Source organism: Rhodococcus sp. DMU2021, from assembly GCF_019641445.1.
In the GTDB taxonomy this organism is placed as follows: domain Bacteria; phylum Actinomycetota; class Actinomycetes; order Mycobacteriales; family Mycobacteriaceae; genus Rhodococcus; species Rhodococcus pyridinivorans.
The window spans coordinates 137,404-162,672 of record NZ_JAIFKB010000004.1; the positions used below are offsets into that span (position 1 = coordinate 137,404).

26 protein-coding genes and 3 pseudogenes are annotated in these 25,269 nt (G+C 67.8%); 17 read left to right on the plus strand and 12 right to left on the minus strand.

What is annotated here, in order from left to right; all coding sequences use genetic code 11:
* Positions 1–54 precede the first annotated feature (54 nt).
* From K3M35_RS09000 to K3M35_RS09010, 3 genes are all read left to right on the plus strand, one after another.
* Positions 55–552 carry a hypothetical protein gene (locus K3M35_RS09000; protein WP_064060745.1) on the plus strand — a complete coding sequence of 166 codons (498 nt, stop codon included), beginning with the start codon at positions 55–57 and terminating at the stop codon, positions 550–552.
* On the plus strand, positions 549–860 hold the full coding sequence (locus K3M35_RS09005) for a plasmid pRiA4b ORF-3 family protein (RefSeq protein WP_064060746.1): 312 nt from the start codon (positions 549–551) through the stop codon (positions 858–860). Before K3M35_RS09000 ends, K3M35_RS09005 begins: the two co-directional genes overlap by 4 nt.
* 260 nt (positions 861–1,120) lie before the next feature.
* Positions 1,121–1,444 carry a hypothetical protein gene (locus tag K3M35_RS09010; RefSeq protein ID WP_217579370.1) on the plus strand — a complete coding sequence of 108 codons (324 nt, stop codon included), beginning with the start codon at positions 1,121–1,123 and terminating at the stop codon, positions 1,442–1,444.
* Here the strand turns inward: K3M35_RS09010 and K3M35_RS09015 are convergent.
* Positions 1,438–1,692 (minus strand): Txe/YoeB family addiction module toxin, encoded by a 255-nt coding sequence (locus tag K3M35_RS09015; RefSeq protein ID WP_024102500.1) that lies wholly within the window; start codon positions 1,690–1,692, stop codon positions 1,438–1,440. The genes K3M35_RS09010 and K3M35_RS09015 overlap by 7 nt on opposite strands.
* Positions 1,689–1,937 carry a type II toxin-antitoxin system Phd/YefM family antitoxin gene (locus K3M35_RS09020; protein WP_060652490.1) on the minus strand — a complete coding sequence of 83 codons (249 nt, stop codon included), beginning with the start codon at positions 1,935–1,937 and terminating at the stop codon, positions 1,689–1,691. The genes K3M35_RS09015 and K3M35_RS09020 overlap by 4 nt, the downstream gene beginning before the upstream one ends.
* A gap of 95 nt (positions 1,938–2,032) precedes the next feature.
* On the opposite strand from K3M35_RS09020, the gene K3M35_RS09025 reads away from it, so the two are divergent.
* The 4 genes from K3M35_RS09025 to K3M35_RS09040 all read left to right on the plus strand — a co-directional run bounded on the left by K3M35_RS09025 (position 2,033) and on the right by K3M35_RS09040 (position 7,064).
* Positions 2,033–2,302 (plus strand): pirin-like C-terminal cupin domain-containing protein, encoded by a 270-nt coding sequence (locus K3M35_RS09025; protein WP_019290514.1) that lies wholly within the window; start codon positions 2,033–2,035, stop codon positions 2,300–2,302.
* Between the two features lie 466 nt (positions 2,303–2,768).
* A complete protein-coding gene (locus K3M35_RS09030) occupies positions 2,769–3,563 on the plus strand; it encodes an LLM class F420-dependent oxidoreductase (protein ID WP_019290512.1) in 795 nt (264 codons plus the stop codon).
* Between the two features lie 60 nt (positions 3,564–3,623).
* Entirely contained in the window at positions 3,624–4,874 is a 1,251-nt protein-coding gene (locus tag K3M35_RS09035) for an alpha/beta fold hydrolase (RefSeq protein WP_064060749.1), read from the plus strand.
* Positions 4,875–4,985: 111 nt separating this feature from the next.
* Positions 4,986–7,064 (plus strand): PhoX family phosphatase, encoded by a 2,079-nt coding sequence (locus tag K3M35_RS09040; protein ID WP_217579369.1) that lies wholly within the window; start codon positions 4,986–4,988, stop codon positions 7,062–7,064.
* A gap of 49 nt (positions 7,065–7,113) precedes the next feature.
* On the opposite strand, the gene K3M35_RS09045 is transcribed toward K3M35_RS09040, so the two are convergent.
* Complete coding sequence (locus K3M35_RS09045; protein WP_064852694.1) at positions 7,114–8,451, minus strand: amylo-alpha-1,6-glucosidase; 1,338 nt, start codon at positions 8,449–8,451, stop codon at positions 7,114–7,116.
* Positions 8,452–8,571: 120 nt separating this feature from the next.
* Positions 8,572–9,294 (minus strand): annotated as a pseudogene (locus K3M35_RS09050) (LLM class flavin-dependent oxidoreductase); the annotation flags it as partial.
* A gap of 71 nt (positions 9,295–9,365) precedes the next feature.
* Here K3M35_RS09050 and K3M35_RS09055 point away from each other — a divergent pair.
* The 3 genes and pseudogenes from K3M35_RS09055 to K3M35_RS09065 form a co-directional block, all read left to right on the plus strand.
* Positions 9,366–9,560: pseudogene (locus K3M35_RS09055) on the plus strand (MFS transporter); the annotation flags it as partial.
* A 41-nt stretch (positions 9,561–9,601) separates the two neighbouring features.
* A complete protein-coding gene (locus tag K3M35_RS09060) occupies positions 9,602–10,501 on the plus strand; it encodes a spermidine synthase (RefSeq protein WP_217579367.1) in 900 nt (299 codons plus the stop codon).
* Positions 10,502–10,560: 59 nt separating this feature from the next.
* Positions 10,561–11,541 (plus strand): pirin family protein, encoded by a 981-nt coding sequence (locus K3M35_RS09065; RefSeq protein WP_217580264.1) that lies wholly within the window; start codon positions 10,561–10,563, stop codon positions 11,539–11,541.
* A gap of 47 nt (positions 11,542–11,588) precedes the next feature.
* Here the strand turns inward: K3M35_RS09065 and K3M35_RS09070 are convergent, their stop codons facing one another.
* Entirely contained in the window at positions 11,589–11,879 is a 291-nt protein-coding gene (locus tag K3M35_RS09070) for a putative quinol monooxygenase (protein ID WP_217579366.1), read from the minus strand.
* An 86-nt stretch (positions 11,880–11,965) separates the two neighbouring features.
* On the opposite strand from K3M35_RS09070, the gene K3M35_RS09075 reads away from it, so the two are divergent.
* The gene (locus tag K3M35_RS09075; RefSeq protein ID WP_064060754.1) at positions 11,966–12,586 is read left to right on the plus strand and encodes a trans-aconitate 2-methyltransferase; all 621 of its coding nucleotides are present in this window, start codon (positions 11,966–11,968) and stop codon (positions 12,584–12,586) included.
* Between the two features lie 4 nt (positions 12,587–12,590).
* Here K3M35_RS09075 and K3M35_RS09080 read toward each other — a convergent pair whose 3' ends face one another.
* Both K3M35_RS09080 and K3M35_RS09085 read right to left on the minus strand, forming a co-directional pair.
* Entirely contained in the window at positions 12,591–14,033 is a 1,443-nt protein-coding gene (locus K3M35_RS09080; protein WP_217579365.1) for an NAD(P)/FAD-dependent oxidoreductase, read from the minus strand.
* Between the two features lie 3 nt (positions 14,034–14,036).
* Positions 14,037–15,047, minus strand: coding sequence for a PHP domain-containing protein (locus K3M35_RS09085; RefSeq protein WP_019290504.1), 1,011 nt, complete (start codon positions 15,045–15,047; stop codon positions 14,037–14,039).
* A 40-nt stretch (positions 15,048–15,087) separates the two neighbouring features.
* On the opposite strand from K3M35_RS09085, the gene K3M35_RS09090 reads away from it, so the two are divergent.
* Positions 15,088–15,792 carry a vancomycin high temperature exclusion protein gene (locus tag K3M35_RS09090; RefSeq protein WP_006550869.1) on the plus strand — a complete coding sequence of 235 codons (705 nt, stop codon included), beginning with the start codon at positions 15,088–15,090 and terminating at the stop codon, positions 15,790–15,792.
* 10 nt (positions 15,793–15,802) lie between these two features.
* Entirely contained in the window at positions 15,803–16,474 is a 672-nt protein-coding gene (locus K3M35_RS09095) for an SDR family oxidoreductase (protein WP_217579364.1), read from the plus strand.
* 21 nt (positions 16,475–16,495) lie between these two features.
* Here K3M35_RS09095 and K3M35_RS09100 read toward each other — a convergent pair whose 3' ends face one another.
* The 3 genes and pseudogenes from K3M35_RS09100 to K3M35_RS09110 all read right to left on the minus strand — a co-directional run bounded on the left by K3M35_RS09100 (position 16,496) and on the right by K3M35_RS09110 (position 18,763).
* Entirely contained in the window at positions 16,496–17,545 is a 1,050-nt protein-coding gene (locus K3M35_RS09100; protein WP_217579363.1) for a DUF6777 domain-containing protein, read from the minus strand.
* Positions 17,500–18,380 (minus strand): annotated as a pseudogene (locus tag K3M35_RS09105) (alpha/beta fold hydrolase). The gene K3M35_RS09100 and the pseudogene K3M35_RS09105 overlap by 46 nt, the downstream one beginning before the upstream one ends.
* Positions 18,380–18,763: a nuclear transport factor 2 family protein gene (locus K3M35_RS09110; protein WP_006550872.1), complete on the minus strand. Its 384-nt coding sequence runs from the start codon at positions 18,761–18,763 to the stop codon at positions 18,380–18,382. Before K3M35_RS09110 ends, K3M35_RS09105 begins: the two are co-directional and overlap by 1 nt.
* 144 nt (positions 18,764–18,907) lie before the next feature.
* Here K3M35_RS09110 and K3M35_RS09115 point away from each other — a divergent pair, with 144 nt between their 5' ends.
* The 3 genes from K3M35_RS09115 to K3M35_RS09125 all read left to right on the plus strand — a co-directional run bounded on the left by K3M35_RS09115 (position 18,908) and on the right by K3M35_RS09125 (position 21,140).
* A complete protein-coding gene (locus K3M35_RS09115; protein WP_019290501.1) occupies positions 18,908–19,735 on the plus strand; it encodes an alpha/beta hydrolase in 828 nt (275 codons plus the stop codon).
* Positions 19,736–19,800: 65 nt separating this feature from the next.
* Positions 19,801–20,421 (plus strand): CsbD family protein, encoded by a 621-nt coding sequence (locus K3M35_RS09120; RefSeq protein ID WP_220666308.1) that lies wholly within the window; start codon positions 19,801–19,803, stop codon positions 20,419–20,421.
* A gap of 59 nt (positions 20,422–20,480) precedes the next feature.
* Positions 20,481–21,140, plus strand: coding sequence for a hypothetical protein (locus K3M35_RS09125; RefSeq protein ID WP_019290499.1), 660 nt, complete (start codon positions 20,481–20,483; stop codon positions 21,138–21,140).
* 68 nt (positions 21,141–21,208) lie between these two features.
* Here the strand turns inward: K3M35_RS09125 and leuS are convergent, their stop codons facing one another.
* On the minus strand, positions 21,209–24,076 hold the full coding sequence (gene leuS / locus K3M35_RS09130) for a leucine--tRNA ligase (protein WP_064061394.1): 2,868 nt from the start codon (positions 24,074–24,076) through the stop codon (positions 21,209–21,211).
* A gap of 96 nt (positions 24,077–24,172) precedes the next feature.
* On the opposite strand from leuS, the gene K3M35_RS09135 reads away from it, so the two are divergent.
* On the plus strand, positions 24,173–24,577 hold the full coding sequence (locus K3M35_RS09135) for an SdpI family protein (RefSeq protein ID WP_016691037.1): 405 nt from the start codon (positions 24,173–24,175) through the stop codon (positions 24,575–24,577).
* A gap of 21 nt (positions 24,578–24,598) precedes the next feature.
* Here the strand turns inward: K3M35_RS09135 and K3M35_RS09140 are convergent, their stop codons facing one another.
* A complete protein-coding gene (locus tag K3M35_RS09140; protein ID WP_033098061.1) occupies positions 24,599–25,252 on the minus strand; it encodes a hemerythrin domain-containing protein in 654 nt (217 codons plus the stop codon).
* Positions 25,253–25,269: the final 17 nt, after the last annotated feature.

Sequence of the window (25,269 nt, forward strand, 5' to 3'; positions counted from 1 at the left end):
GAATGCATCGGGTGGGCGCGACAGAAACCGGTCGTCGATGAAAGGTCCTGCCACATGTCCGACAAGAGCAGAGGTTCGGCCGGGCAGAAGCGCGCCGCGAAAGCCAAGAAGCGAGCGCAGAAGAACCAGGGGACGGTGGTCTCGCTCGCAGATCGCTCTCGCCGAACCGCGGTCGACGAGTACCAGCGGCTCATACCCATATTCCATGCGTGGCTGCTCGACAGCGGCATAAGCACCGGGGTGGAGATGGCCGCGGCGCACGTCGTCGGTGTCGGGCAGGCAGTGGACTTACTCGCTCAGGACACGATCCGGTTCTCGGCGACCGCGTGGCGCACATCGGACATCGACCATCTGCTCGAGGTGGTGCCGGGCGGTGAACAAGACCGGCTTCTGATCGCCGGTGAGGTGGCGGTATATCTCCTGTTCCTCGGCGAGTCGGGGTTGTGGACGGGCTCGGATGCCGACTTCGAGGACTGTATCGAGACGGTGGACGAGTACATCGACCTCGACGATGACAGGCAGACGATCTGGGATCAGCACTTCCGAAGGTGAGTTCGAAGCTGACCTACGAGTACGACTTCGGTGACAGGTGGATCCACGAGATCGTCGTCGAGGTGATCGGTGATATCGAACCGGACGCTCCACGCGCGGTATGCACGACCGGGCGTGGCATGGCACCCGCCGAGGACTCGGGGGGATCGTGGGGTTGGGAGCACCTCGTCGAGACAGTCAATGATCCGACCGCAGACAAGCACGAGGACATACGCGACTGGCTTGGTTTGGAACCCGGGGAACGTGTCGATCCGAAAGCGTTCGACCTCAACGTGCCGAACGGACGGTTGCGGCGGTTGTTCCGGTAGAACCGGATGACTCGTCGGGCCGCCGGACTCGTCGGCGTACACACCTCACGGCTCACCCAGGCGAGAAGCTCGCGCGAGCGACGCGTCGGTTCGATGATGAGGATGCCACGCCGATCGAGGCGGAGGTCCCCGACGTCGAAGCCGACGCCGTCGGTGAGCAGGTCGACCAGATGCGTCGCGCGGCGCTCGCGGGGGCGGCCCTCGCGAGCGGACTTGTCGCGTTGACCGGATGCGGCGACCAGCCGCGCGACGCTGCGGCAGTGTCCACCTCGTTCAGTGGCCGCGTCGTCACCGGCACCAGCACCGATTTGGGCAGCATCGCGCTCGGCTGGGGAGATACGCACTCGGACACCGAGATCACCACACCTCGACCGGACGAAATCACCGCGCGCTGCACCGGCCACGGCGATGACCTGGCCGTCGAAATCACTGCTCCGCACGGGTGGACGATCCGCGCTGCGTGCGGCTCGCCGGTACTGGCGGTGGGCAACACCGACCATCGGCAAGGATGTGTCTGCGGTTGCTCAGTCAGAAGTGATAATCCTGCCCGGATTCGGTCGTCGGACCGTGGATCGGGTCAGTAGTGGTAGCGGGCGGCGATGATAACCAGGGCACCGTCGATGACCTCGTAGACCAGGCGGTGTTCTTTGTCGATACGTCGAGACCACAGTCCTGACAGGGCATGTCTGAGCCGTTCGGGTTTGCCGATCCCCGAGTACGGGTCTCGTTGGCAATCCCTGATCAGCTCGTTGACACGCTTGAGCTGCTTTCTGTCGGTCGAGATCCAGAACTGGTAGTCGTCCCAGGCTTCGTCGGTGAAGGTGATGTTCACTCGATGAGTTCCCTTTCGGTGTATTCACCTCCGCGAGCTCTCTGCATGCTGGCGAGCAGTCGTCGGGCGTTGGCCGGAGACTGCATCAGGTACGAGGTCTCGAGCATGGCGTCGTAGTCATCCTTCGACATCAGGACGGCATTGCCCCGCTTGGATACGATTTCCACAGGGGTGTGGTCCTTGTTGACCTGTTCGACCAGCGGAAAGAAGTTCTTTCTCGCTTCGGTAGCAGTGATAGCAGCCATAGGTACTCCTTCTCCGAAGTCTCTCGGCCCAGCTCTTGAACCGGTACATTAAACGGTACCACTTCGGTACGGCATTCGGTACCAAAAGGTGCGAGGTGCGGCTTTCGTTCCCTCTGCTCGTCCATCTGCCGGCGCTGCGCTCCGGGTGCACGCACGCTGGCTCGTCCACCATCGACATCGACACCACCGACGGCGACACCCCCGCACGAATCCTTACCTTCAGCGGACCGCCGATCGGCGAACCCGTGGTGCTCGGCGGACCGTTCGTCATGAACACCAAGGTGGAAATCACCAATGCATTCGAGGACTTTCACGCCGGTAAATTCGGCGACATCCCCCGCCGGTCCCGACTGCAGTACCTCTGATCGACCTTGTCATTGCCGGTGGCGCCGCCAGCGATCGATTCCTCGACGGTAAGCCCGTCGTTCTACTCATCACCCGCGGCGGCTCTTACGGCGCCCGCGCCCCGCGCGACGGCTGGGATCACAGCACCGCGTTCCTCGTCCGAATCCTCGGCGACCTGTGGGGTGGCGACGTCACCGTGATCGGACGCGATTCACACTCGTCGGCGTGAATCCCGCGCTCGACCAGTTCGCCGAGACCGCAGCGACTCTGGAGAAGGACGCGCGGGAAACTGCCGACATGGCCCCGGACCCGGCCCGCCGTCCGGCTGCGCCCGAGCTGGAGGTCATCGTCGTGCGCGTTCCCCTCGTCCGCCGATCACTATCGAGCCCGGCGGGGAACATTTCGTCGGGTTCCTCCATCTCGGTGCTGCACTCACTTGCTTCAAGAAGCCGTCCACATGAGACACACTCTCTTAACCTGGACTCCATGACGCGCCCCATTCGCATCGGACTCCAACTACAGCCCCAGCAGCAACCCGATTACGGCGTCATCCGCGACACCGTGCTCCGCGCCGAGGACGCAGGCGCCGACATCGTGTTCAACTGGGACCACTTCTACCCGCTCTACGGCAACCCCGACGGCGCCCACTTCGAGTGCTGGACGATGCTCGGCGCCTGGGCGGAGCAGACCGAGCGCGTGGAGATCGGCGCACTGGTCACCGGTGGCGGCTACCGCAACCCCGACCTGCTCGCCGACATGGCCCGCACCGTCGACCACATCAGCGGCGGTCGTCTCATCCTCGGCATCGGCTCGGGCTGGTTCGAACGAGATTACGACGAGTACGGCTACGAGTTCGGCACCAAGGGCTCCCGCCTCGACCTGCTCGCCGAGTACATGCCCCGCATCGTGAATCGCCTCGGCAAGCTGAACCCGCAGCCCACCCGGCACATTCCCATCCTCATCGGTGGCGGCGGCCCGAAGAAGACGCTTCCGATGGTCGCGAAGTACGCGGACATCTGGCACAGCTTCGGCGAGATGGAGACCCACGCCGAGAGATCCGAGATCCTCGCGCAGCGCTGCGCCGAGGCCGGTCGTCGACCCGAGGACATCGAACGGTCCACCTCGTGGCCCGGCGCCGACGCGGCCCCGTCCTATGTGGAGCTCGGGATCACGCAGTTCACGGTGGGTGTCGGTGGTCCCGACTACGACCTCACCGAACTGCGCGAAGCCATCGCGTGGCGAGACGACAACTCCGCACCCCCGCTGACGGGGCTGAGCTGATCCCGGCCCGTGCCGACGGACCCTGAGCCGAGCACAGTACGTCGGTAGCATCGGTGGTGCATGTCGAACGCACCATGGCTACCGCCCTGCACCGCCGACGACTGGGACGACGGTCGGCGGCGGCGACGTCTCCGCGATACCCGCGCCGGTCATCACTGGGTACGGTTCGGCCGGCTTCGACGAGCCCTCGCGCGCACCGCCGTCGCGGCGCTCCCGCTCGTCGCCCTGTTCACCCAGTACTGGGCATGGGACGTCGCGCCGGTCCGTGAGCGACTCGCTCTCACGCAGCCACAGCTACATCCGATCCACGACGCGGCGACGCGGGAGGACCGCGACACGGCGGTCGTCGACCTGGTGGGCCTGGGCAACCTCGACGCGACCGAGACCGCCACGGCACTGCCCGCACTGAGCGAACTCGGGCAGGTGTGGGCGGTCGAGTACGACAACAGCGGTCTCGACACCGCCGTCGTCAGCCGCCTGATCCACGAGCGTGCCGCGTGGTCCGGGATCGAGAACATCGTGCTCACCGGGCACAGCATGGGTGGGATCATCGCCCTCGAGGTCGCCCAGCACCTGTATCAGGACACCGATCTCGAGGTGACCGGCGTGATCCTGGACTGCACGCCGCTCGACCTGCACGCCGTGCGGGCCGACGCGCGCGACGCCGGTGAGGACCTGTTGCGCTGGATCGGCTGGCTGCCCGGCGCACGGGAGAGCCGCAGCATGCGCATGCTCGTCGAGGTCGTCGCCCGCATGGACCGTTTCGTGCTCCCCTCGGACCGGTGGTACCGCCGTATCGACACCGAAGAGTTGCACGACGTCGCGGTCGAGGTGCTCAACGACAAGATCTTCTCGACCGACGCCGCGAGCAACGGACTGATCGAATCGCAGTTCCGGGCGATCGTCGCCTCCGGTGCAATCGACAACCTGAGGGCACTCGCCGACGAACGCGACGACAAGATCCGTCCCGCCATAGCGTTCCTCCGGCCACGGAACGCCGTGAACGACAACGTCGTCGACGTCGAGTACAGTCACCGGATCCTGATCGACCAGTCCGGCGGTGTCGACGGCACGCTGCTGGTGTCGAAACTCGACCGCACCGGACACGCCAATCCGATCCAGGCTCCCGCGGAATACAACACCGCGATCACGAACCGGGTGGTGCCCTTCGTCGACGGCAGGCCCGGCGAGGTCGAGGACGACGAGGAGGAGTCGCCGGATGGCGCGTTCTTCGATGACGACCGTCCCGGTGCCCGGCCGATCGTGGATCCCGACCGCATCGCCCCGGGCGGACCTCGGCCCATTCTGTGACCGCCGTCTCACGGCCGCCGAATGCTCATCGGGTGTTCACCTTCTCGTTCCGTCCGACTCGCCTGACGCTCCTACGGTTCCGGCGTCGAACCGATTTACGAGGAGAACGTTGTGGCCCGTAGAGTCCTGCCCTTGTTCGTCACGCACGACGGCATATCGTCGCGCTCGAACATCACGTGCAAGTACAAGTGCGGGGATGCCTGTTCGCACGCCGTCCCGAACACCTCCCGCAGTGAATACTTCGGCGACATCGTGCGCGCGGCCGTCTCGCGTCGCGGGGTCCTGCGGGGCGGGGCCATGGCCGTGCTCGCCGTCGGCGCCGGTGGCGTTCTGACGGCCTGTGCGGACGATTCCACTGCCGCCGCCGGTAGTGACGCTGGGGCGGCAGGCGATCTCGGGCCGGTGCCCGACGGCACGAACTTCACGGCGGTCGCACCGAACACCGATGACGCGGTGACGGTTCCGGAAGGGTACGAGAACGACGTCGTCATCCGGTGGGGGGATCCGGTGCTGCCCGATGCACCGGCCTTCGACATCGGCAACCAGACGGCGACCGCACAGGAGAAGCAGTTCGGGTTCAACAACGACTTCGCCGGTCTGCTCCCGGTGGACGGCCGACCCGACACCTACCTGCTCGTCGTCAATCACGAATACACCACCGAGCCCTTCATGTTCGCCGACTACGACGCGGACGACCCGACCGAGGAACAGGTACGCATCGGCATCGCCGGTCACGGGCTGTCCGTCGTCCAGGTGAAGGGCGAGCCCGGGACCGGGCGCCTGACACCGGAATTCGGCGAATACAACCGTCGTATCACCGGAACAACCGAGTTCCTTCTCACCGGACCGGCCGCGGGCAGCGGCCTGCTGAAGACCACCGCCGACCCGACGGGCACGCGGGTCGCGGGGACGTTCAACAACTGCGCCGGCGGGCTCACCCCGTGGGGCACCGTGCTGTCGGGCGAGGAGAACTTCAACCAGTACTTCGCCAACGCCGAGAGCGTCACCGACCCGGTCGTTGCCGAACGTCTCGCCCGGTACGGACTCGAGGGCGCGGAAACCGAACGGAAGTGGGAACGATTCGACCGGCGCTTCGACATCGCCGCGGAACCCAACGAGGTCAACCGGTTCGGGTGGATCGTCGAGATCGATCCGTGGGATCCGAATTCGGTGCCCGTCAAGCACACCGCACTGGGACGGTTCAAGCACGAGGCGGCCACCGTCCACATCACCGACGACGGCACCGTCGTGTCGTACAGCGGTGACGACGAACGCTTCGACTACATGTACAAGTTCGTCTCGTCGCGGAAGATGCAGCCCGGAAACTCGCGAGCTGCGATGCGGCACAACATGACCCTGCTCGACGCAGGCACGCTCTACGTCGCGAAGCTCAGCGGTGACCATCCGGACGAGATCGACGGATCCGGAACACTTCCCGAGGCCGGCGAGTTCCGCGGCAGCGGCGAGTGGATCCCGCTGCTGCGCGCGAACGAGGACGGCAGCGCCGAGTCGCTGGTCGACGGCATGAGCGCCGAAGAGGTCGCGGTGTTCACCCGCCTCGCCGGCGACCGGGTGGGCGCGACGAAGATGGATCGCCCCGAGGACTTCGAACCGAATCCGGTCACCGGCAAGGTCTACGTCGCACTCACCAACAACACCAAGCGCGGCGTCGACGGCGCCGCGCCGGCCGACGAGGCGAATCCGCGCGAGAACAACAAGAACGGTCAGGTCCTCGAGATCGACGACGACCACGCGGGTACGTCCTTCACGTGGACGCTGCTACTCGTGTGCGGCGACCCGAACGAGGCCGACACTTACTTCGGCGGCTTCGACAAGTCGCAGGTCAGTCCGATCTCGTGCCCGGACAACCTGGCCTTCGATTCGTACGGCAACCTGTGGATCTCGACCGACGGCAACGCACTCGGCTCCAACGACGGATTGTTCAGCGTCGTCCTCGACGGACCGCGCCGCGGTGAGACGAAGCAGTTCCTCACCGTGCCGATCGGCGCCGAGACGTGCGGGCCGATCGTGCAGGACGGCCGGGTCGTGGTGTGCGTCCAGCATCCCGGGGAGACCGACGACGCGTCGTGGGCGTCGCCGGCCTCGCACTGGCCCGACGGAGGCGACTCCCAGCCGCGTCCCGCCGTGGTCGCGGCGTGGAAGTCCGACGGCGGACGTATCGGGGTCTGACACCTCGTGCGTGGTTCCGGTCGCGCTCGCTCCCGGAACCACGCACGGGTCATCCGAGCCAGTCCAATACCGCTGCGGCGGTCCACGACTGCTGCATGCTGCCGAGCGGGTCGCCGGTGAACGGTTCGTAGTACTCGGCGAAGGTGCCGTCGCTCACCTGCCGGAGTCCTTCCGCGCGAAGCACGTTGGCCCGTTCGGCCCAACCACGACGGGCGAACGCCCACGAGAACAACCACGTCATCACGGGCCACACCGGTCCGCGCCAGTACTCGCGGGGACGGAAGTCGCCCGAGACAGGGGACGTCGACGGCGGTACCGCATAGCGAAGATCCGGATGCCCGCAGAACTTCGGCCCTTCGAAGGTGCGCAGCAGCGCCCTCTCGGCCTGCCGGTCGAGACCGCCGCACAGCAGTGGCGCGAACATCGCGAGAGTGTCGGTGGCGACCCACTTCCCGCTGCGTAGATCGAAATCCTTCGCCGCGCCCGTGCGGGAGTCGGTCGTGGTGATCACGCCCTTCCGGAACCGCTCGGCCCACTGATACAGCTCGCGCACATCCGCGTTGGGACGGGAATGCTCCTCACCGATGGTTGCAAGCACCTCGCACGACAGCGAGAACACCGCGCTGACGAAGACGTCCTCGACCGCGAAGCTCATGGCCTTCGCGAGCACGCTGTCCTCGTAACGCGCCGTCTTCATCTCCTCGAGCAACCACAGATAACGCGCGTATTCACGGTCGGTGGGTCGCTGGGTGGCGTCGGCGACGTGCTCGAGATCCTCGCGATGGAAGGGCGGCACCGGACCGGCGATAACGTTGGCGTACGCCGTATCCCAGCGCGGGGAGTTGTCCATGCCCGACTCCCACCCGTGGTACAGCGCGATGCGGCCGTTGCCGTCGAGATCGCGTGCGTGCGCGAGCCAGCGGTGCCACCGCACGAGATCCGCCCACCGGCGATCCAGGAACTCCTCGGCGACAGCACGTGTCGAGCGGCCGTGCCGTCGTGAATGCTCGAGGATGCGCTGTACGGCGATGGCGTGCACGGGAGGCTGTGTGATACCCGAGGTCTGCACCTGCGCCGGTGCGTGCGCGGCCAGTTCGGAGACCGCCCAGCGCGCCGGGCCCGGGAAGTAGCCGTCGACACCGTTGGCGAAGACGATGTGTGGGATCATCCCGTTCTTCCACTGCGCCGAGAGCAGGGTGTCGAGTTCGACCACCGCCCGTTCGACACTGAGCGGCGCGAGCCCCACGGCGACGAACGCCGCATCCCAACTCCACATGTGTGGATAAAGCTTGGGAGCGGCACTCGTCATGGCGCCCAGGTCGTTCCCACGCAGCAGGTACGCCGCGCGTGCGGCGAGCTGTGTGGAGGTGAATCCTCGGTCCGGCATGGCCCCCATTCTCTGTGCTGCGGACGGATCCGCACGACGAGGGCCGCAGCTGTAACAGCGCCGACACATTTCGCGCCGGCGCTGTGTCGAGCTGTGCTGTATCGATGTGTCAGGGGATGGTCAGTGCGCGGAGGGCAGGAAGGCCGTCGAGCCCGACAGGTCGCCCGGGCGGTGGGAGGCCGGGGCGAGCAGGCCGCGACGCTCGAGGATCGGACGCACGCCCTCACCGAAGCGGTAGGCCTCCTCGAGATGCGGGTAGCCCGACAACACGAAGTGGTCGAGTCCGATCTCGGCGTACTCGGCGATGCGGTCGGCGACCTCCTCGTGGGAACCCACGAGCGCGGTGCCCGCGCCACCACGGACGAGTCCGACGCCCGCCCACAGGTTGGGGGAGACCTCGAGGCTGCGGGCGTCCTTGCTCGTGTCGTAAGCGCTGCCGCCGCCGTGCAGCTCGACCATCCGGCGCTGCCCCTCGGAACCGGAGCGGGCCAGGCTCTGCTGGGCCTTCTCGATGGTCGCGGGGTCGAGCGCGGAGAGCAGGCGGTCGGCCTCGGCCCAGGCCTCGTCGGAGGTGTCCCGGCTGATGACGTGCAGGCGGATGCCGTAGTCGAGGGTGCGTCCCTGGATGTCGGCAAGGCCGCGGATCCACGCGATCTTGTCGGCGACGGCGGCCGGCGGCTCGCCCCACGTGAGATAGGTGTCGCAGAACTGCGATGCGACGGTGCCGGCGGCGGGAGAGGACCCGCCGAAGAAGAGCGGCGGCACCGGATCGGGGATGCGCTGGAGCTGGGCGTTCTCGACCTGGATGTATTCGGCCTGGAAGTCGACCGGGCCGTTGCCCGCCCGTGTGTGAATGTGTCGGACGTGGTTGGCGTCGCCGGGTTGCACGCTGTCCACCACCGGGAATCGAGTCCGTGACCACGCTGTCACAGCCCAGTTCCGCACCCGAGTCCGATCTCGATCGTCGCAGGAGACTACGCACCGTGGTCGCGGCGAGCCTGCTCGGCACCACGGTGGAGTGGTACGACTTCTTCCTCTACGCGACGGCTGCGAGCCTGGTGTTCAACCAGCTGTTCTTCCCCGACCAGAGTTCGTTCGTCGGCACGATGCCTCTGATCCGAGGCAAACGAGCCGGTACTAGGCTCGTCGTATGAGCAGGCAACGAGGTGGCCGCGCCGCATCGTCGCCGCGCAAGGAGAAGACGGGTGCACCGGGCGGCCCGGCCGAGGGGTTGTACGACATCGACACGGGTACGTGCGAGCTCGTCAAGGACCGCTATCTCGCCGACGGATGGGTCCTCGAGATCAACGGGGTGCCCAGCTCGCACATCGACCTGAGCGACCCGGCCCTGCTCGAGTTCGAGTACATGCGGTGGATCGCGATGCTCGTCGAGAGCAGGTTCGAACACGACTCGAGATTGCGCGTGCTGCACCTCGGTGGGGGTGCGTGCACGATGGCGCGCTACTTCGCCGCGGTCTACCCCGACGCTCGGCAGGTCGTCGTCGAGATCGACGGTCGCCTCGCCGAACTCGTCCGCCACTGGTTCGATCTGCCCCGCGCTCCGTTGCTGCGTATCCGGGTGGGGGAGGCCCGTCAGGTCCTCACCTCGCTCTCCGACGCGAGCCGCGACGTGATCGTGCGGGATGTCTTCGCCTACAACCGCACTCCCGTCGCACTCACCACCCTCCAGTTCACACAGCACGCCCGACGCGTGCTCGCGCCCGGCGGTGTCTACGTCGTCAACTGCGGCGACTTCCGCGACCTGACCGTCGCGAAACGTGAGGCCGCGACGATCGGTGAGGTCTTCGAGCACACCGTGATCATCGCCGACCCCGCGATGCTCAAGGGACGCCGCTACGGCAACGTCGTCATCGCCGGCAGCGACCTGCCGCTCGGTGACTCCCCGGCCCTGGCCCGCGACCTGCTCGGCGGAGCCGTCCCCGCGCAGATCCGGCTGGGTGACCAGGTCGAGAAGTTCGCCGCCGGGGCGCGCGTGCTCGACGACAGCGAGGCCACCACACCGCCCGGAACAAAGAGCACGGGCACGTAGTTGCACGGGTCATGACGTCAGCAGCCCCTACTCCGGTACTCCAGGTCTTCCGGCTCGGTATGCCCTGGCAGACGATCGATCCCTTCCTGTTCGTCGCACACCACGTCGACGCGTATCCGGCGGGCAACGACGAGCTCGGACCCGACGCGTCGCTCGACGGCCGCCCGATCGGCCAGGACTTCGGCAACCCGGCGGGCTGGAGCATGTACCACGGCACCACCGTCCCAGGATTCCCCGGCCACCCGCACCGCGGCTTCGAGACGGTGACCTTCGTGCGCTCGGGTTTCGTCGACCACTCCGATTCGGTGGGCGCGGCGGCGCGTTTCGGTGAGGGCGACACGCAGTGGCTCACCGCCGGCAACGGGGTCGTCCACAGCGAGATGTTCCCTCTGCTGAACAAGGATTCGGACAATCCGCTCGAGTTGTTCCAGATCTGGCTGAACCTGCCCGCCGAGTCGAAGACCGTCGATCCGCACTTCTCGATGCTGTGGAACGAGGACACCCCCACCGTGACCGTCTCGGACGAGGACAGACGCACCGTCTCCGTCCGCGTCATCGCCGGTGAGCTCGACGACGTGACTCCGCCGCCGCCCCCGCCGAATTCGTGGGCGTCCCGACCCGGCACCGACGTGGCGATCTGGAACATCGACCTGTCGTCCGGTGCGCGCTGGGAACTGCCGGCCGCGCGCGGTGAGCAGACGCAACGGGTCCTGTACGTGTACAACGGTTCCCCCGTGCGGATCGGTGACCGGACGATCGAGTCCGGGCACGGGGCCGTCGTCGACGCGTCGGTGCCGGTGCACCTCACCGGCGGCGACGAGGGCACGCAGATCCTGATGCTGCAGGGTCGCCCGATCGGCGAACCCGTCGTCTCGTACGGCCCGTTCGTGCTCAACGACGAGGCGGGTGTCCGCCAGGCGTTCGAGGACTACCGCCGCACCGGATTCGGCGGATGGCCCTGGGACAGCGACGGTCCCGTGCACGAACGTGACGCCGGCCGGTTCGCGCGGTATCCCGACGAGAAGCTCGAGCAACGCTGACGGCGTGCGCAGATCCTGTCGATTTCCGGCGGGATCTGCGACGAGAACTACTCGTTCGACGGCTGCACATCCGGGACGAGGTACTCGGAGACCTTTATCGACCGGATCTCCCGGGCCTGATCGTCGTCGGGTCCGCTGCCGCGGAAGTCGTCGAGGTGTGCCTGTGACTCCCACCGTTCGTAGATGCAGACGCGGTCGGGCTCGATCAGGTCGGCGGTGACAGCGAAGTCGAGGCAGCCCGGCGCTCTACGGGCGGCCTCGACGACGGACCTGCAGGTCGCCAGATAGAACTCACGCCTGTCGGCGTCGACGGTGAGATGTCCTGCGACGATGATCATGAATTCCCTCCCGTGGTCACTGCCTCGTCGTGGATAGGACCTGCGAACGGGGTCGAACTCATCGCGGCCCGTCGTACCATGCCGGAGTGACCCAGCCCGGATACGACGCCCTCGCGGATCTGTACGTCGAGCTGTTTCCCGATCCGTACCTGACTCCGCTCGAACGCCACACCGTCGCCGCCTTCTCCGAGATGGTGTGCCAGAGCCAGGTGCAGGGTGTCGTGCTGGACGTGGGCTGCGGGCCCGGATACGTGGCCGCGGATCTCGCCGACCGCGGACTCGACGTGATCGGCCTCGATCCCAGCACCGAGATGCTGCGCATCGCGCGGGGCGCCTACCCCGCCCTGCGATTCGTGCGGGACGACGCGCGACTCGGGTCCGATGAGCTCCGCGACGTGGTTCCGAGCGCGATCATCGCGCGGTTCAGCCTCATCCACGTTCCGCCGTCCGAGATCCCCGGGATCCTCGACGGCTGGACGGAGCGGATTCCGTCCGGCGGCGTGGTGCTCATCGCGGGGCAGACCACCGACGCGCCGGGTGAGGTGGTCGAGTTCGATCACGCGGTGGCGCCGGCGTGGCGGTGGCACCCGGATCGTCTCGCCGCGGCGTTGTCCGACGCCGGATTCGACGAGGTGTGGCGGACGGTCGGCCGCCCCGACGCCGACCATCGCTTCCCCGACGTCCACCTGGCGGCGCGCCGACGCTGACGGGTCAGGGCGTGAACTGCATCGATTCGTCGACACGCCCGAGCCGCATGGTGGGCAGGTCGAGGAGATAGTTCTGCCGCATCAACCACGGGCTGCGCGAACCCTGCTTGGGCAGAGCACCTTCCGCGCGGTGGATGTACCCGGCGTCGAGACCGAGCAGCGGGCGGGTACGCCCGTCGCCCGAATACCTCGGAACCGCCGAACGGTAACCGTTGCGTCGCATGTACCGCAGCAACCGGCACACGTAGAGGGACGCGAGATCGGCACGCAGGGTCCACGACGCGTTGGTGTAGCCGAGACACATCGCGGCATTGGGCAGGCCGTCGAGCATCATGCCACGGTAGATGAACCGGGCCGAGAGGTCGATCTTCTCCCCGTCGACGACGAACTCGATTCCGCCCGCAGGCACCAGTTGCAGACCCGTCGCGGGGATCAGGATCTCGGCCTCGAGTTCGCGGCCGGACTCGAGGCGGACACTCTTCTCGGTGACGGTGTCGATCCGGTCGGTGACGATCTCGGCCTTCCCGGCGCGCAGGGTGCGGAACAGGTCGGAGTCGGGGACCACGCACAGTCGCTGATCCCACGGGTCGTAGCGCGGTGAGAAGTGGGGATCGACCGGGATCCTGCCGCGTAGGCGACGTTCGGTGAGGGTGCGCAACATGCGTTTCGCGGCCGAGGGGAACCGCTGGCAGAACTGGTAGAAGCCGAGATTGGCTACGACGTTCTTCGTCCGCACTGCGCGGTGGGCCACCCTGTCCGGCAACAGGCGTCGAATCCGCGTCGCGATCGGGTCGCGCGCGGGCAGCGACATCACGTAGGTGGGGGAGCGCTGCAGCATCGTCACGTGCTCGGCCTTCTCCGCCAGGGCGGGCACGAGCGTGACGGCCGTGGCGCCACTGCCGATCACCACGATCCTCTTCCCCTCGTATTCGAGGTTCTCGGGCCAGAACTGCGGATGCACGACCGTACCCGCGAAGTCCTGCAGACCGGGGATGTCGGGGAGGTAACCCGACTCGTAGCTGTAGTAGCCGCTGCAGAGATAGAGGAAGGAACAGGACATCTCGACGGTTCCGTGCCCGGTCGAGGCACGCACCGTCCACCGGGCGTCCTCCGACGACCAGGATGCATCGATCACCCTGTGGCTGAATCGGATCCGTCGGTCGATGCCGAATTCGGCGGCGGTGTCGCGGATGTACTGCAGGATGTCGGGGCCGTCGGCGATGGACTTCTCGCCCCGCCACGGGCGGAACGGGAAGCCGAGCGTGTACATGTCGCTGTCCGATCGGATCCCCGGATAGCGGAACAGATCCCACGTACCACCGATCGCGTCGCGACTCTCGAGGATGGCGTACCCGAGATCCGGGCACTGTGTCTGCAACCGGTAACCGGCATCGATGCCGGACAATCCGGCTCCCACGATCAGTACGTCGACGTGTTCCACGCGCATCTCCTACCTGTCGGCCCACGCCAGCAGGTCGTCGATCTCCCAGGTGTTGATCACCTGTTCGGGTTCGACACCCCGCTCGACGGCACGTTCGCAACCGTACCCGAGCCAGTCGAGCTGCCCGGGTGCGTGCGCATCGGTGTCGATGGAGAACAGGCAGCCCGTCTCGAGCGCGAGGTCGATGAGACGCGACGGCGGGTCGCGGCGTTCGGGCCGGCAGTTGATCTCGACGGCGGTGTCGTGGTCGCGACATGCGGCGAAGACCTTCTCGGCGTCGAACTTCGACTCGGGACGGTTTCCGCGCCCCCCGGCGACGAGCCGGCCGGTGCAGTGCCCGAGGACGTCGACGTGGGGATTCGCCGCCGCACGCAGCATGCGTTTCGTCATCGCCGACCGGTCGGCCCGCAAGTTCGAGTGCACGCTCGCGACGACGACGTCGAGTTCGGCGAGCAGCCCCTCGTCCTGGTCGAGCGACCCGTCGTCGAGGATATCGACCTCGATACCCGTGAGAATCCTTGAACCACTGTCGTTCTCGTTGATCTCCGCGACGACGGCGAGCTGCGAGCGCAACCGCTCCGCGGTGAGCCCGTTCGCGACCTTCAGGCGAGGGGAGTGGTCGGTGAGGGCGAAGTACTCGTGCCCGATCATCGTCGACGCGACGCGGTGCATCTCGTCGATCGGGCTGCCGCCGTCGGACCAGTTCGAGTGGGTGTGCAGGTCGCCGCGCAGGGACTCGAGCAGGTCGCGGCCGCCGCGCCCGATCGGGTCGGCCTCCTCGCGTAACTGCTCGAGATAGGCGGGCACTTTGTCGAACGACTCCCGGACGACCGTCGCGGTCTTCTTTCCGACGCCCGGTAGATCGGTCCACGAGTCGGTCTTCCGCAGAACCTCCCGCTTGTGGTCGCTCACCTCGGCGAGCACCTCCGCCGCGCGTCGATAGGCCTGCACACGGTAGGTGTCGGCGTGTTCGCGTTCGAGCCAGAAGGCGACTTCGCGGAGTGCGTCGACGGGGTCCACCCCTCCATTGTGGCCGCCGGGCGTCCGTAATCTGGGACGCATGCTCGAATCCGTCCGGTCGTCGTCCCCCCTCGGTGCGGTCTCCGCACTGGTCGTCGGTGCGGTGTCCGCGCTGACACTCGTCTCCGCCCGCGTGGCGTCCGAAGCGAAGGACCTCATGTACGAGGTGGACGGCGCGCCGCCCGCCCCGGTGGTGATCGTGCCGGGCGCGCGGGTGCACGAGGGCCGTCCGATGCGGGTGCTCCGCAGCCGCCTCGACGTCGCGGTCGCGTTGATGGCACGGGGACGGGTGCAAGCCGTGCTCGTCTCGGGCGACGGGGCCGGAACCTCGGGCGACGAGATCGAGGCGATGATCGCGTATCTCGTCGAGCAGGGTGTGAACCGGGAACGGATCGTCGCCGACCCGTACGGTCTCGACACCTACGACACCGCCCGGCGTGCGGTGGCCACCTACGGCGTGCGGCAGGCGCTGATCACGACCCAGGCCTTCCACCTTCCGCGCGCAGTGGCGTTGTGCCGGCGGGCGGGCATCGACATCGCCGGAGTCCGCGCCGCGAACGACGTGCGACTGCGCACGCGGCTGAGGAATCTGGCGCGCGAGTACGTGCTGTCGCGACCCAAGGCGTTCCTCGAACTCCGGTTCCCGCGCGACCCGGCGGTGGAGACCCCTCCGGACGACCGGCTCGCCGAGATCCTGGCCGGTCTCGAGCACGGTGCGGTGGCCGCCCCACCGTCTGCTTCCTAGGCTCGTGATCATGCGCCCCACAGCTCTCGTCACCGGAGGGGGTCGCGGTCTCGGCGCCGCGATCGCCCAGGAACTCGCTCCCACCCACGATCTGCTCCTCGGCGGACGACGTCGCGAGTCGCTCGATGCGATCCTCGAGGAACTGCCCGACGCCACGCCGTGGCCCGTGGACCTGCTCGATCACGTCGCCGTCGCCGCGGCCGCCGCCGACATCGATCGGCTCGACGTGCTCGTCCACAACGCGGGCGTCGCCGAACTGGGCACGATCGCCGACAGCGAGCCCCGGCAGTGGCGCGAGACGTTCGAGGCGAACGTCGTCGCCGTCGTCGCCCTGACGCAGGTGTTGCTACCGGCCCTGCGGACCGCGAACGGCCACGTGGTGCTCATCAACTCGGGGGCGGGTCTGCGCGTTCGCCCCGGGTGGGGTGCCTACGCCGCGAGCAAGTTCGCACTGCGGGCGTTCGGCGACGCGCTGCGCGAGGAGGAACCCGCGCTGCGGGTCACCTCGATCCACCCGGGCCGGATCGACACGGACATGCAGCGCGCGATCGTCGCGTCGGAGGGCCGCGAGTACGACCCGTCGCAGTTCCTCAGCCCCGGCGCGGTGGCGCGTGCGGTGCGGCAGGTCGTCGAGGCGCCGGTCGACGCCCACCCCACCGAGGTCGTTCTGCGTCCTCGCTGACGACTCGAAAGAGCTGACGGCTCAGAACGGCAGGGGGATCACGACCGGGGGAGCGCCCGGAATCTGGATCTGGATCTGCGGAGGCGGCGGCGCGGGAGCCCGCGGCGCCGGCGGGGGTGCCGGTGCCGGAGCGGGTTCCGGAGCCGGCGGCGGTGGCGGTGGCGGCGGTTCCGGAGCAGGGGGAGGCGGAGGCGACGGTTCCGGGAGAGGAGGCGGTGGTGGTGCCGCGACTTTCGGCACCGGATCGCGCCGCGGTGCAGGAACGGGTACCTGCAGCGCCTCGGTCTCCGGGCGGGTTTCCTCCGTGGTCTCCGGTGCGGCCGGAGCCATGGTTTTCGGCAGGGCCTCACCGACCGGCACGGGGACCATCGCGCCGGTCGTGATGTCGATGACCTCCAACTCCCGCACGGCAGTCGCGGCGGGCTGGACGACGAACATCCGCTCGGCGTTCAGTCCGGGCCATTTCGGACCTTCGAGTTCGTCGTTTCCGGTGAGCACCGGCGCGGACAGCGGATTGCCGCGCACGCACCGCACGCGCGGAACACCGAGTTCGTCGACGAGGACGATCGTGCCGCGTTCGAGCAGCGACTGCACGGGCCGCGCCGCACCGTCGCGGTACTCGTGCATGGTCACCCGGGTGTCGGCGCGCAACAGGACCGCCGTGAGGGTGTCGGTGTAGCCGCGGATGTCGGGCACGCCGAGGACACCGCGCCACGCTTCGGCCTTGGCGGGATCCTCCTCCAGATGACGGATGAGCCCTTCGCGATCGCACAGGGGCCGGTCGAGACTGCCCCCGTAGAGCGCCGGCCGATCACCGGAAACGGCCGGGGTCCCGGCGGTCGCGGTGACCGGATCACCGCCTTCCTCGACGACTTCGGGGGGAGCTGGCGGCACCGCGACCGGCACCTGCGGCGGCACGAGACGCGGCGTCCACGGGTCGTCCTGCGCGGTGGCGACATGCAGTTGCACGGGCGTCGTCGTCTCGACCGAACTGCCCGACGAGCAGGCACCCGCCACCAGTGCCGTCAGGGCGAGTGCCAGACCGAATCCACGAACCGTGTCGCTGGCCACGCCGTCATGCTAGGTCGATGATCGCCGGTGAAAGTGTTGTTCGGCGGTTCTCGTCGGTATCCGGATCCGGAGAGGAAACGCAGGAGGAGGTTGTTCACCTCGTCGCGACATTCCATCTGCACGAAATGCCCCGCGCCCTCGAGCAGGTGGACACCGCGCATATCGGGGACGAAGGCACGCATCCGTTCGAGCGCCGACGACCCCGACATCGTGATGACGGGATCCCGGTCGCCGGCCACGAACAGCGTCGGTACCTGCACCTTCGCGCCCTCGTAGGGACGCGACGCCTCCCAGTTCGCGTCGTAGGCGCGATACCAGGACAGACCTCCGCCGAATCCGGTGCGGGCGAACTCGGACGCGTAATGGGCGAGTTCGTCGTCGGTGAGCCAATCCCACGGCAACTCGGGAGCGGTGTGCAGCACGTCGAGATATCCGCGTCTCTCGGACGGATGCGACCATACGTCGCGATAGCGGTATCCGCCGGACCGGCGACGCGGTCCGGATGTCGCAGCGCCGTCGTCCATGCGACGGGCGCACCGAAGTCGTGACCGACGACGACCGCGCTGTCGATCCCGAGGACGTCGAGCAGTCGGACGAGGCGATTGGAAATCGCGACGTTCGTGTACTCCTCGGCCTCCCGGGGCCGGCCGGTTCGGCCGTAGCCGGGCATGTCGGGGGCGACGGCACGGTATCCGGCGTCGACGAGCGGCGCGAACTGGTGCCGGTAGCTATACCCCAGGCCGGGGAAGCCGTGGCACATGACGACCGCGGGTCCGTCGCCCCGATCGTCGATGTTCCACGTGAAACCATCGACCTCGACGATGAGGCTGTCCATCAGGAGGCGGGGACGGTCTGCATGTCCTCCTGGCTCCAGAACGCCCTCATGCTCGTGATCCTCGCGTCGTCGTCGAAGGTCATCACGTCGACGACCTCCATGACCAGATCCTGCTCACCCAGGTGCGTGACCAGGCGGAACACGAAAGCGGCGTTGTTCTCCGCGATCTTGAGGGTTATCACCTCACCGGTCTGCGCGAGCGGTTCGACCACTCCGTAGAACTCGCGGATCTCGGCCTCGGTGGCGCGGACCGGCGTGCCGACCGGATCCTCGACCGTAGCGCCCGGTGCGTACAGCGCGAGGACATCGTCGACGGTGCCGGAGGCCACGGACTTCACGTAGTTCTCGACGGTGGTGCGGATCGCGTCCCGACTCGGTGCCATGGGGTCTCCTTCGTTCGAATCGGGAACACGTTTCAATTCGACGGTAGTGGGCCGGATCCGCGGATGCACTCGCGATTCCCACTCGGAAGACCCCCGCGCCGGAGGACGATGACATCGCCATCACCCGGAACGATCGGAGACCCGATGATCGACGCTGTCGCCTTCACCCTCGACGGACACGCCGGTGCTCTCGCAGCCCGCACGTGGGTCGGCGAGGCCCCGCGCTACGTGGCGTTGTTGTGCCACGGTTACGGCGAGCACTGCGGACGCTACGAGTATGTGGCCGCGCACCTCGTCGCCGACGGCGCCGCCGTCTACGCGGTGGACCACATCGGTCACGGTCTCAGCGACGGCGAACGCGTCCTGATCGACGACTTCGAGAAGGTGGTCGACGATTTCCGTCTGCTCGATCTCACGGCGCGACGCGAGCATCCCGACCTGCCGGTCGTGCTCGTCGGACACTCGATGGGTGGCATGATCGCCGCCCGGTACGCGCAGCGATACGGCTCGGAACTGGCCGCGGTCGTCCTGTCCGGCCCGGTCCTCGGCAGGTGGGCGGCCGTCGACGCCCTGCTCACGGCCGAGGAGATCCCCGATACCCCCATCGATCCGTCCACCCTCTCCCGTGATCCCGAGGTGGGTCGCGCCTACGTGGCCGACCCGCTCGTCTGGCACGGCCCGTTCAAGCGCACCACCGTGCAGGCGCTGAAGACCTGCATCGACACGATCACCGCCGCCGGTGCCGTCGACGACGTGCCCGTGTTGTGGTTGCACGGCGAGGACGATCGACTGGTTCCCCTCGACGGCACCGCCACCGGATGGTCGTCGCTGGCAGGTCGCGGGGCGTCGTCGAAGACCTATCCCGAAGCGCGGCACGAGATCTTCAACGAGACGAATCGGGACGAGGTCCTGGGCGATGTCGTCGACTTCGTCGGCGCGCACATCCACCCTCTCGAGACTCTCGAGGATTGAAGCCGACCGCGTCTGGCTACCCCAAGCCATGGGGGCCGTCCCCTTCGTGTCCCGTACGGAAGGAGATGACCGTGGTCGAAGACAACACATCCGACAGGGCACGCCCTGGTGCATCCGACAGGGCTCGCCCCGGTCCGGCCGACAAGGCACGCCTCGGGTCGAAGCAGACCGTGGTCGGTAAGGCGACGGAGGTCGCCGGCGCTCTGACCGGCAACGACTCCCTCACCACCGAAGGCCGTCTCGAGCAGGAGCAGGCTCGGCAGACCAGGAAGGCCGACACCCTCTCGCACATGGCCGAGGCCGAGAGCGACGAGGCGGTCGAACAGCTCGACGCCGTCCGCGAGGCCGGACAACAGGAACGCGAGGCCGTGCAGCAGCGGACCGACGCCGTCGAGTCGCAGGCCGAGCGGGAGGCACGGGTCCGCAAACAGGCCGCCGACCTCGAACATCAGGAGAACATCGTCCGAGGGCGATCCGATGCCGCCCGTGAGGCCACAGCCGCCGAACAACAGGCACGTCGCGAGGAGAACGAGCAGGTCACGGATGCCGCCGCAGAGGTCGCGGCCGCCGACGAGGACCACCGACGAGCCTCCCACGACGCCGAACGTGCACGCCTCCAGGCCGAAGAAGAACGCCGCAAGGCCGAAGCCCTCGAACGCACGCTGACCGACGAGCCGGATCGCTGACGAACACCACCGACATTCCCTACCGGAGCTGTACCCCCATCGAAGTTGGAGATGCGCCCATGAACCTCGCCACTCTGCCCAAGAGCGTTCTGCGACTGCAGTACAAGATCGCCCGCTTCCCGCTGGGATTGATCGAGCAGCAGTTGCGGTTCCTGCCCACCGACGCCCCGCCGCGCCTGATGTACGAGCGGGGGCTGGGCATGCTGGACGGCATCGTCGGCAGCGTGCTCGACGACCAGGAGATCGCCACCCGCGGGGCGCTCGCCACCGAACGCGCCGAGGCGGTGAAGCGCGCGGAGAAACTCGACGCGCAGGCCGCAGCCGAGAAGCGCGCGGCAGACGCCGAACTCCGTCGAACGCGTGAACGTGCCGCTGCCCAGCAGGAAGCCGCGCGACGCGACCGCGAGAACGAAGTCGAGCAGGCCCGGGAGCGTGCGCAGGAACGCGCGAAGCAGGCGGAGAAGGAGGCCGAGCAGAAGAAGGCCGCCGAGACCGCGAAGGCCGACCAGGAGGCCGCCGCGAAGCGCCAGGCCGCCGAGACCGCGAAGAAGAAGGACGAGGAGCGCATCCGCAAGGCCGAGCAGGAGGCCGCCGAGCCCGCCAAGGTCTCCCTCAAGGATGCCGTCGCCAAGCAACTCGAGGCGAAGGAAGCGGAGGAGCGCGCGCACGATGCGGGCGAGGTCGCCGAGTTCGAGAAGATCGAACACAAGCACCCCTGATCCCGGTTGTAGTCGACGAGACCCCGGTGCATCCTGTGCACCGGGGTCTCGTCCGTCGTAAGCGGTTGCTACTTCACGACATTGACCATCTTTCCGGGAACCACGATCACCTTGCGCGGTGCGGCACCGCCGAGCAGGTCGGCGATCTTCTCGTCCACGAGCGCGGCGGCCTCGATCGCGTGGGGTGCGGCGTCGGCCGGGACGGTGATGCGGCTGCGCACCTTGCCGTTGACCTGGATCGGGTACTCGACGCTGTCCTCGACGAGCCACTTCTCGTCGGCGACCGGGAACGGGCCGTGCGCAAGCGATTCGGTGTGTCCGAGACGCGACCACATCTCCTCGGCGAGGTGCGGGGCGACCGGGCCGAGCATGAGCACGAGCGGTTCGACGGCGCCGCGCGGCGCACCCGACGGGTACTGCTTCGTCAGGTGGTTCGTGTACTCGATGAGCTTGGCGATCGCCGTGTTGTCGCGCAGGTGGGTGAAGTCGTCCGACACACCCGCGACCGTCTTGTTGAGCGCCCGCAGCGTGTCGTCGCCGGGGGTGTCGTCGGTGACGCGCAGCGCGCCACCCTCCTCCTCGACGACGAGACGCCACACGCGCTGCAGGAAGCGGTGCGCGCCGACGACGTCCTTGGTCGCCCACGGACGCGACTGGTCGAGCGGGCCCATCGACATCTCGTAGACGCGCAGGGTGTCGGCGCCGTACTCGTCGAAGATCTGGTCGGGGCTGACGGAGTTCTTGAGCGACTTGCCCATCTTCCCGTACTCGCGAGCGACCTCCTGCTCACCGTCCGGGCCGGTCCAGTAGAACGTGCCGTCGCGCTCGACGACCTCCTCGGCCGGCACATACACGCCGCGCGAGTCGGTGTAGGCGTAGGCCTGGATGTAACCCTGGTTGAACAGGCGACGGTACGGCTCCGAGGAGGTGACGTACCCGAGGTCGAAGAGCACCTTGTGCCAGAACCGCGCGTACAGCAGGTGCAGCACCGCGTGCTCGACACCGCCGACGTAGAGATCGACGCCACCCGGGTCGTTCGGGCCGTGCAGTTCCGGCCGCGGGCCGGTCCAGTACGCCTCGTTCTCCTTGTCACAGAAGGCTTCCGAGTTGGTGGGGTCGATGTAGCGCAGCTGGTACCACGAGCTGCCGGCCCACTGCGGCATCACGTTGGTGTCGCGCGTGTAGCGCTTCAGGCCGTCGCCGAGATCGAGCTCGACGTTCATCCAATCCACCGCCTTCGCGAGCGGCGGGGACGGTTCGGAATCGGCGTCGTCCGGATCGAAGGAGACCGGCGCGTAATCCTCCACCTCGGGAAGTTCCACGGGCAGAGCGGATTCGGGCAGAGCATGGGCGCGTCCCTGCTCGTCGTAGACGATCGGGAAGGGCTCGCCCCAGTACCGCTGCCGCGCGAACAGCCAGTCGCGCAGCTTGTACTGGATGGTGCCGCGTCCGGCGCCGTCCGCCTCGAGCTTCGCGACGATCGTCTTCTTCGCCTCGGCGACGTCGAGACCGTCGAGCAGGCCGGAGTTCACCAGCACACCGTCGCCGGTGTACGCCTCGGCGGTGACGTCGCCGCCGGAGATGACCTCGCGGATGGGCAGACCGAAGGCGGTCGCGAACTCCCAGTCGCGCTGGTCGTGGCCGGGAACGGCCATGATCGCGCCGGTACCGTAGCCGGTGAGGACGTAGTCGGCGATGAAGATCGGCAGTCGCTCGCCGTTGACCGGGTTCACGGCGTAGGCGCCGAGGAAGACACCGGTCTTCTCCTTCGACTCCTGCCGCTCGAGATCGGACTTCGCGGCGATCGACGCGCGGTAGGCCGCGACCGCGGCAGCCGGATCGGCGGCGCCACCGGTCCAGCGCTGGTCGACGCCCTCGGGCCAGGACGCGGCGACGATCCGGTCGACGAGTTCGTGCTCGGGAGCGAGGGTCACGTAGCTGGCACCGAACAGGGTGTCGGGCCGGGTGGTGAACACCTCGATCGCCGAATCGTGGTCGGCGACGGCGAACTTCACCTGGGCGCCGTGCGAGCGCCCGATCCAGTTGCGCTGCATGGACTTGACCTTGTCGGTCCAGTCCAGATGCTCGAGATCGTCGATCAGGCGGTCGGAGTAGGCGGTGATCCGCATCATCCACTGGCGCAGGTTCTTCCGGAAGACCGGGAAGTTGCCGCGCTCGGAGCGGCCGTCGGCCGTGACCTCCTCGTTGGCGAGCACCGTGCCCAGACCCGGGCACCAGTTGACGAGCGAATCCGACCGGTAGACCAAGCGGTACGAGTCGATGACGTCGGCGCGCTCACCCTCCGACAGCGACGCCCAGTCGCGTCCGTCCTCGAGACGACGCGTGCCGTCGGCGAATTCGGCCTCGAGTTCGGAGATGCGACGCGCCCGGCCGGCCTCGCGGTCGTACCAGGCGTTGTAGATCGTCAGGAAGATCCACTGCGTCCAGCGGTAGAAGTCGACGTCGGTCGTCGCGACCGAGCGACGCTCGTCGTGCCCGAGACCGAGCCGGGAGAGCTGCCGCTTCATGTTCCCGATGTTGGCCTCGGTGGTCGTGCGCGGGTGCGTGCCCGTCTGCACGGCGTACTGCTCGGCCGGCAGACCGAAGGCGTCGTAGCCGAGGGTGTGCAGCACGTTGCGGCCCTGCATGCGGTTGAAGCGCGCATACACGTCGGTGGCGATGTACCCGAGCGGGTGCCCCACGTGCAGGCCCGAGCCCGAGGGGTACGGGAACATGTCCTGCACGAACAGCTTGTCGGAGGGCACCTCGCCGGCGAGATCGCCCACCGGATTGGGGGCGTGGAAGGTGCCGCGCTCGCGCCAGAGCTCCTGCCAGCGCTGCTCGATCCGCCCCGCGAGCTCGGCGGTGTACCGATGCTGCGGAGTGCTGCCGGGTTCGTGCTGGGAGGTCTGTTCGGGACGGGTCACGGTGATCACTATCTACTCGGCCGGGCGTGTGAGTGCTCCCACCAGGGTAGAACGTGCCCGCACCCGCGCAGACCGGTGGCACCACCGGCCGCGTATCCTGGTCGGGTGCTCATCGTCGCTGTCCTGCTCTTCGTGCTCGCTCTCGTCGTCGGCGCGGTGGGTGTCGCGGCACTGACCGGCAAGCTCCCGCGCAACCGCTGGGCCGGTGTGCGCACCCCCGACGCGCTGCGTGACGACGAGGCGTTCGCCCTGGCCAACAAGGTTGCCGCACCCAGCATGCTCGGGTCCGCGGTGCTCCTCGCCCTCGGTGGTGTCGCGTCGCTGACGCTGCCCACCGTCGCCGGGATCATCGCAGTCGTCGTCACCGTGGTGGCCGCCCTGATCACCGCCGGAGCCGGCGGATCCGTCGCAGCGCGGGTCGCTGCGGCGACGAAGCCGGAGGAGACAGCCGGCTGCGGTACCTCGTGCGGGGCGTGCAGCCTGCGCGGGGCGTGCGAGCCGACCGCCTGACGGTCCTCCCACCGGCAGTCCTCACGCCCAGCGGCGCTCCCGTGCGTAGCGCGGTGTCCACCAGAACCGGTTGAGCACCCGCACCGGTACCGGGAGACTCTTCAGCACGACGGCCACGCGGTCCTTCGGTGCTCCATCGAAGAGGTAGGGCAGCATTTCGGAGACCTCGCGCTTGTCCAGTTGCGCGAACGCCCGCATCGAGATGTCGTGCCATTCCTCCTTGGTGATGGATTGTTCGATCAGCGGGAAGGCGTCCCGTTCCTCGTGCGCGAGGTGAGCACCCAGCGACGTGACGAGACCGTCGAGCAGACCGCCGAGCCGCTCGGTCGCCGTCTCCCGGTCGTCGAGCACAGCCTCGATCTCCGCCAACGCCGGGTCGATCACGGAATGTTCGGCCTCCATCGCATCGAGCACCTCCATCGCCCCCGCATCGTGTGCGAGGCGTGGCCGCATGAACGGCCAGACGTAGACGTCCTCGACGGAGTGGTGCGTGTGCAGTTCGGTGCTGAATCCGTGCCAGCCGAGGAGCAGCGCATCGTGCGTGCCGGGATCGGCGGTCCGCCACTTCTGCGCGAAGTCGGCGAGACGTTCGGTGTCCCGGCGTAGAGCGGAGTGGATCAGATGCACGACCTCCAGATCCTCGGCGGACAACGGCGTGGCGTGAGTGGTGGTCATGGCGGGTACCTCGACTT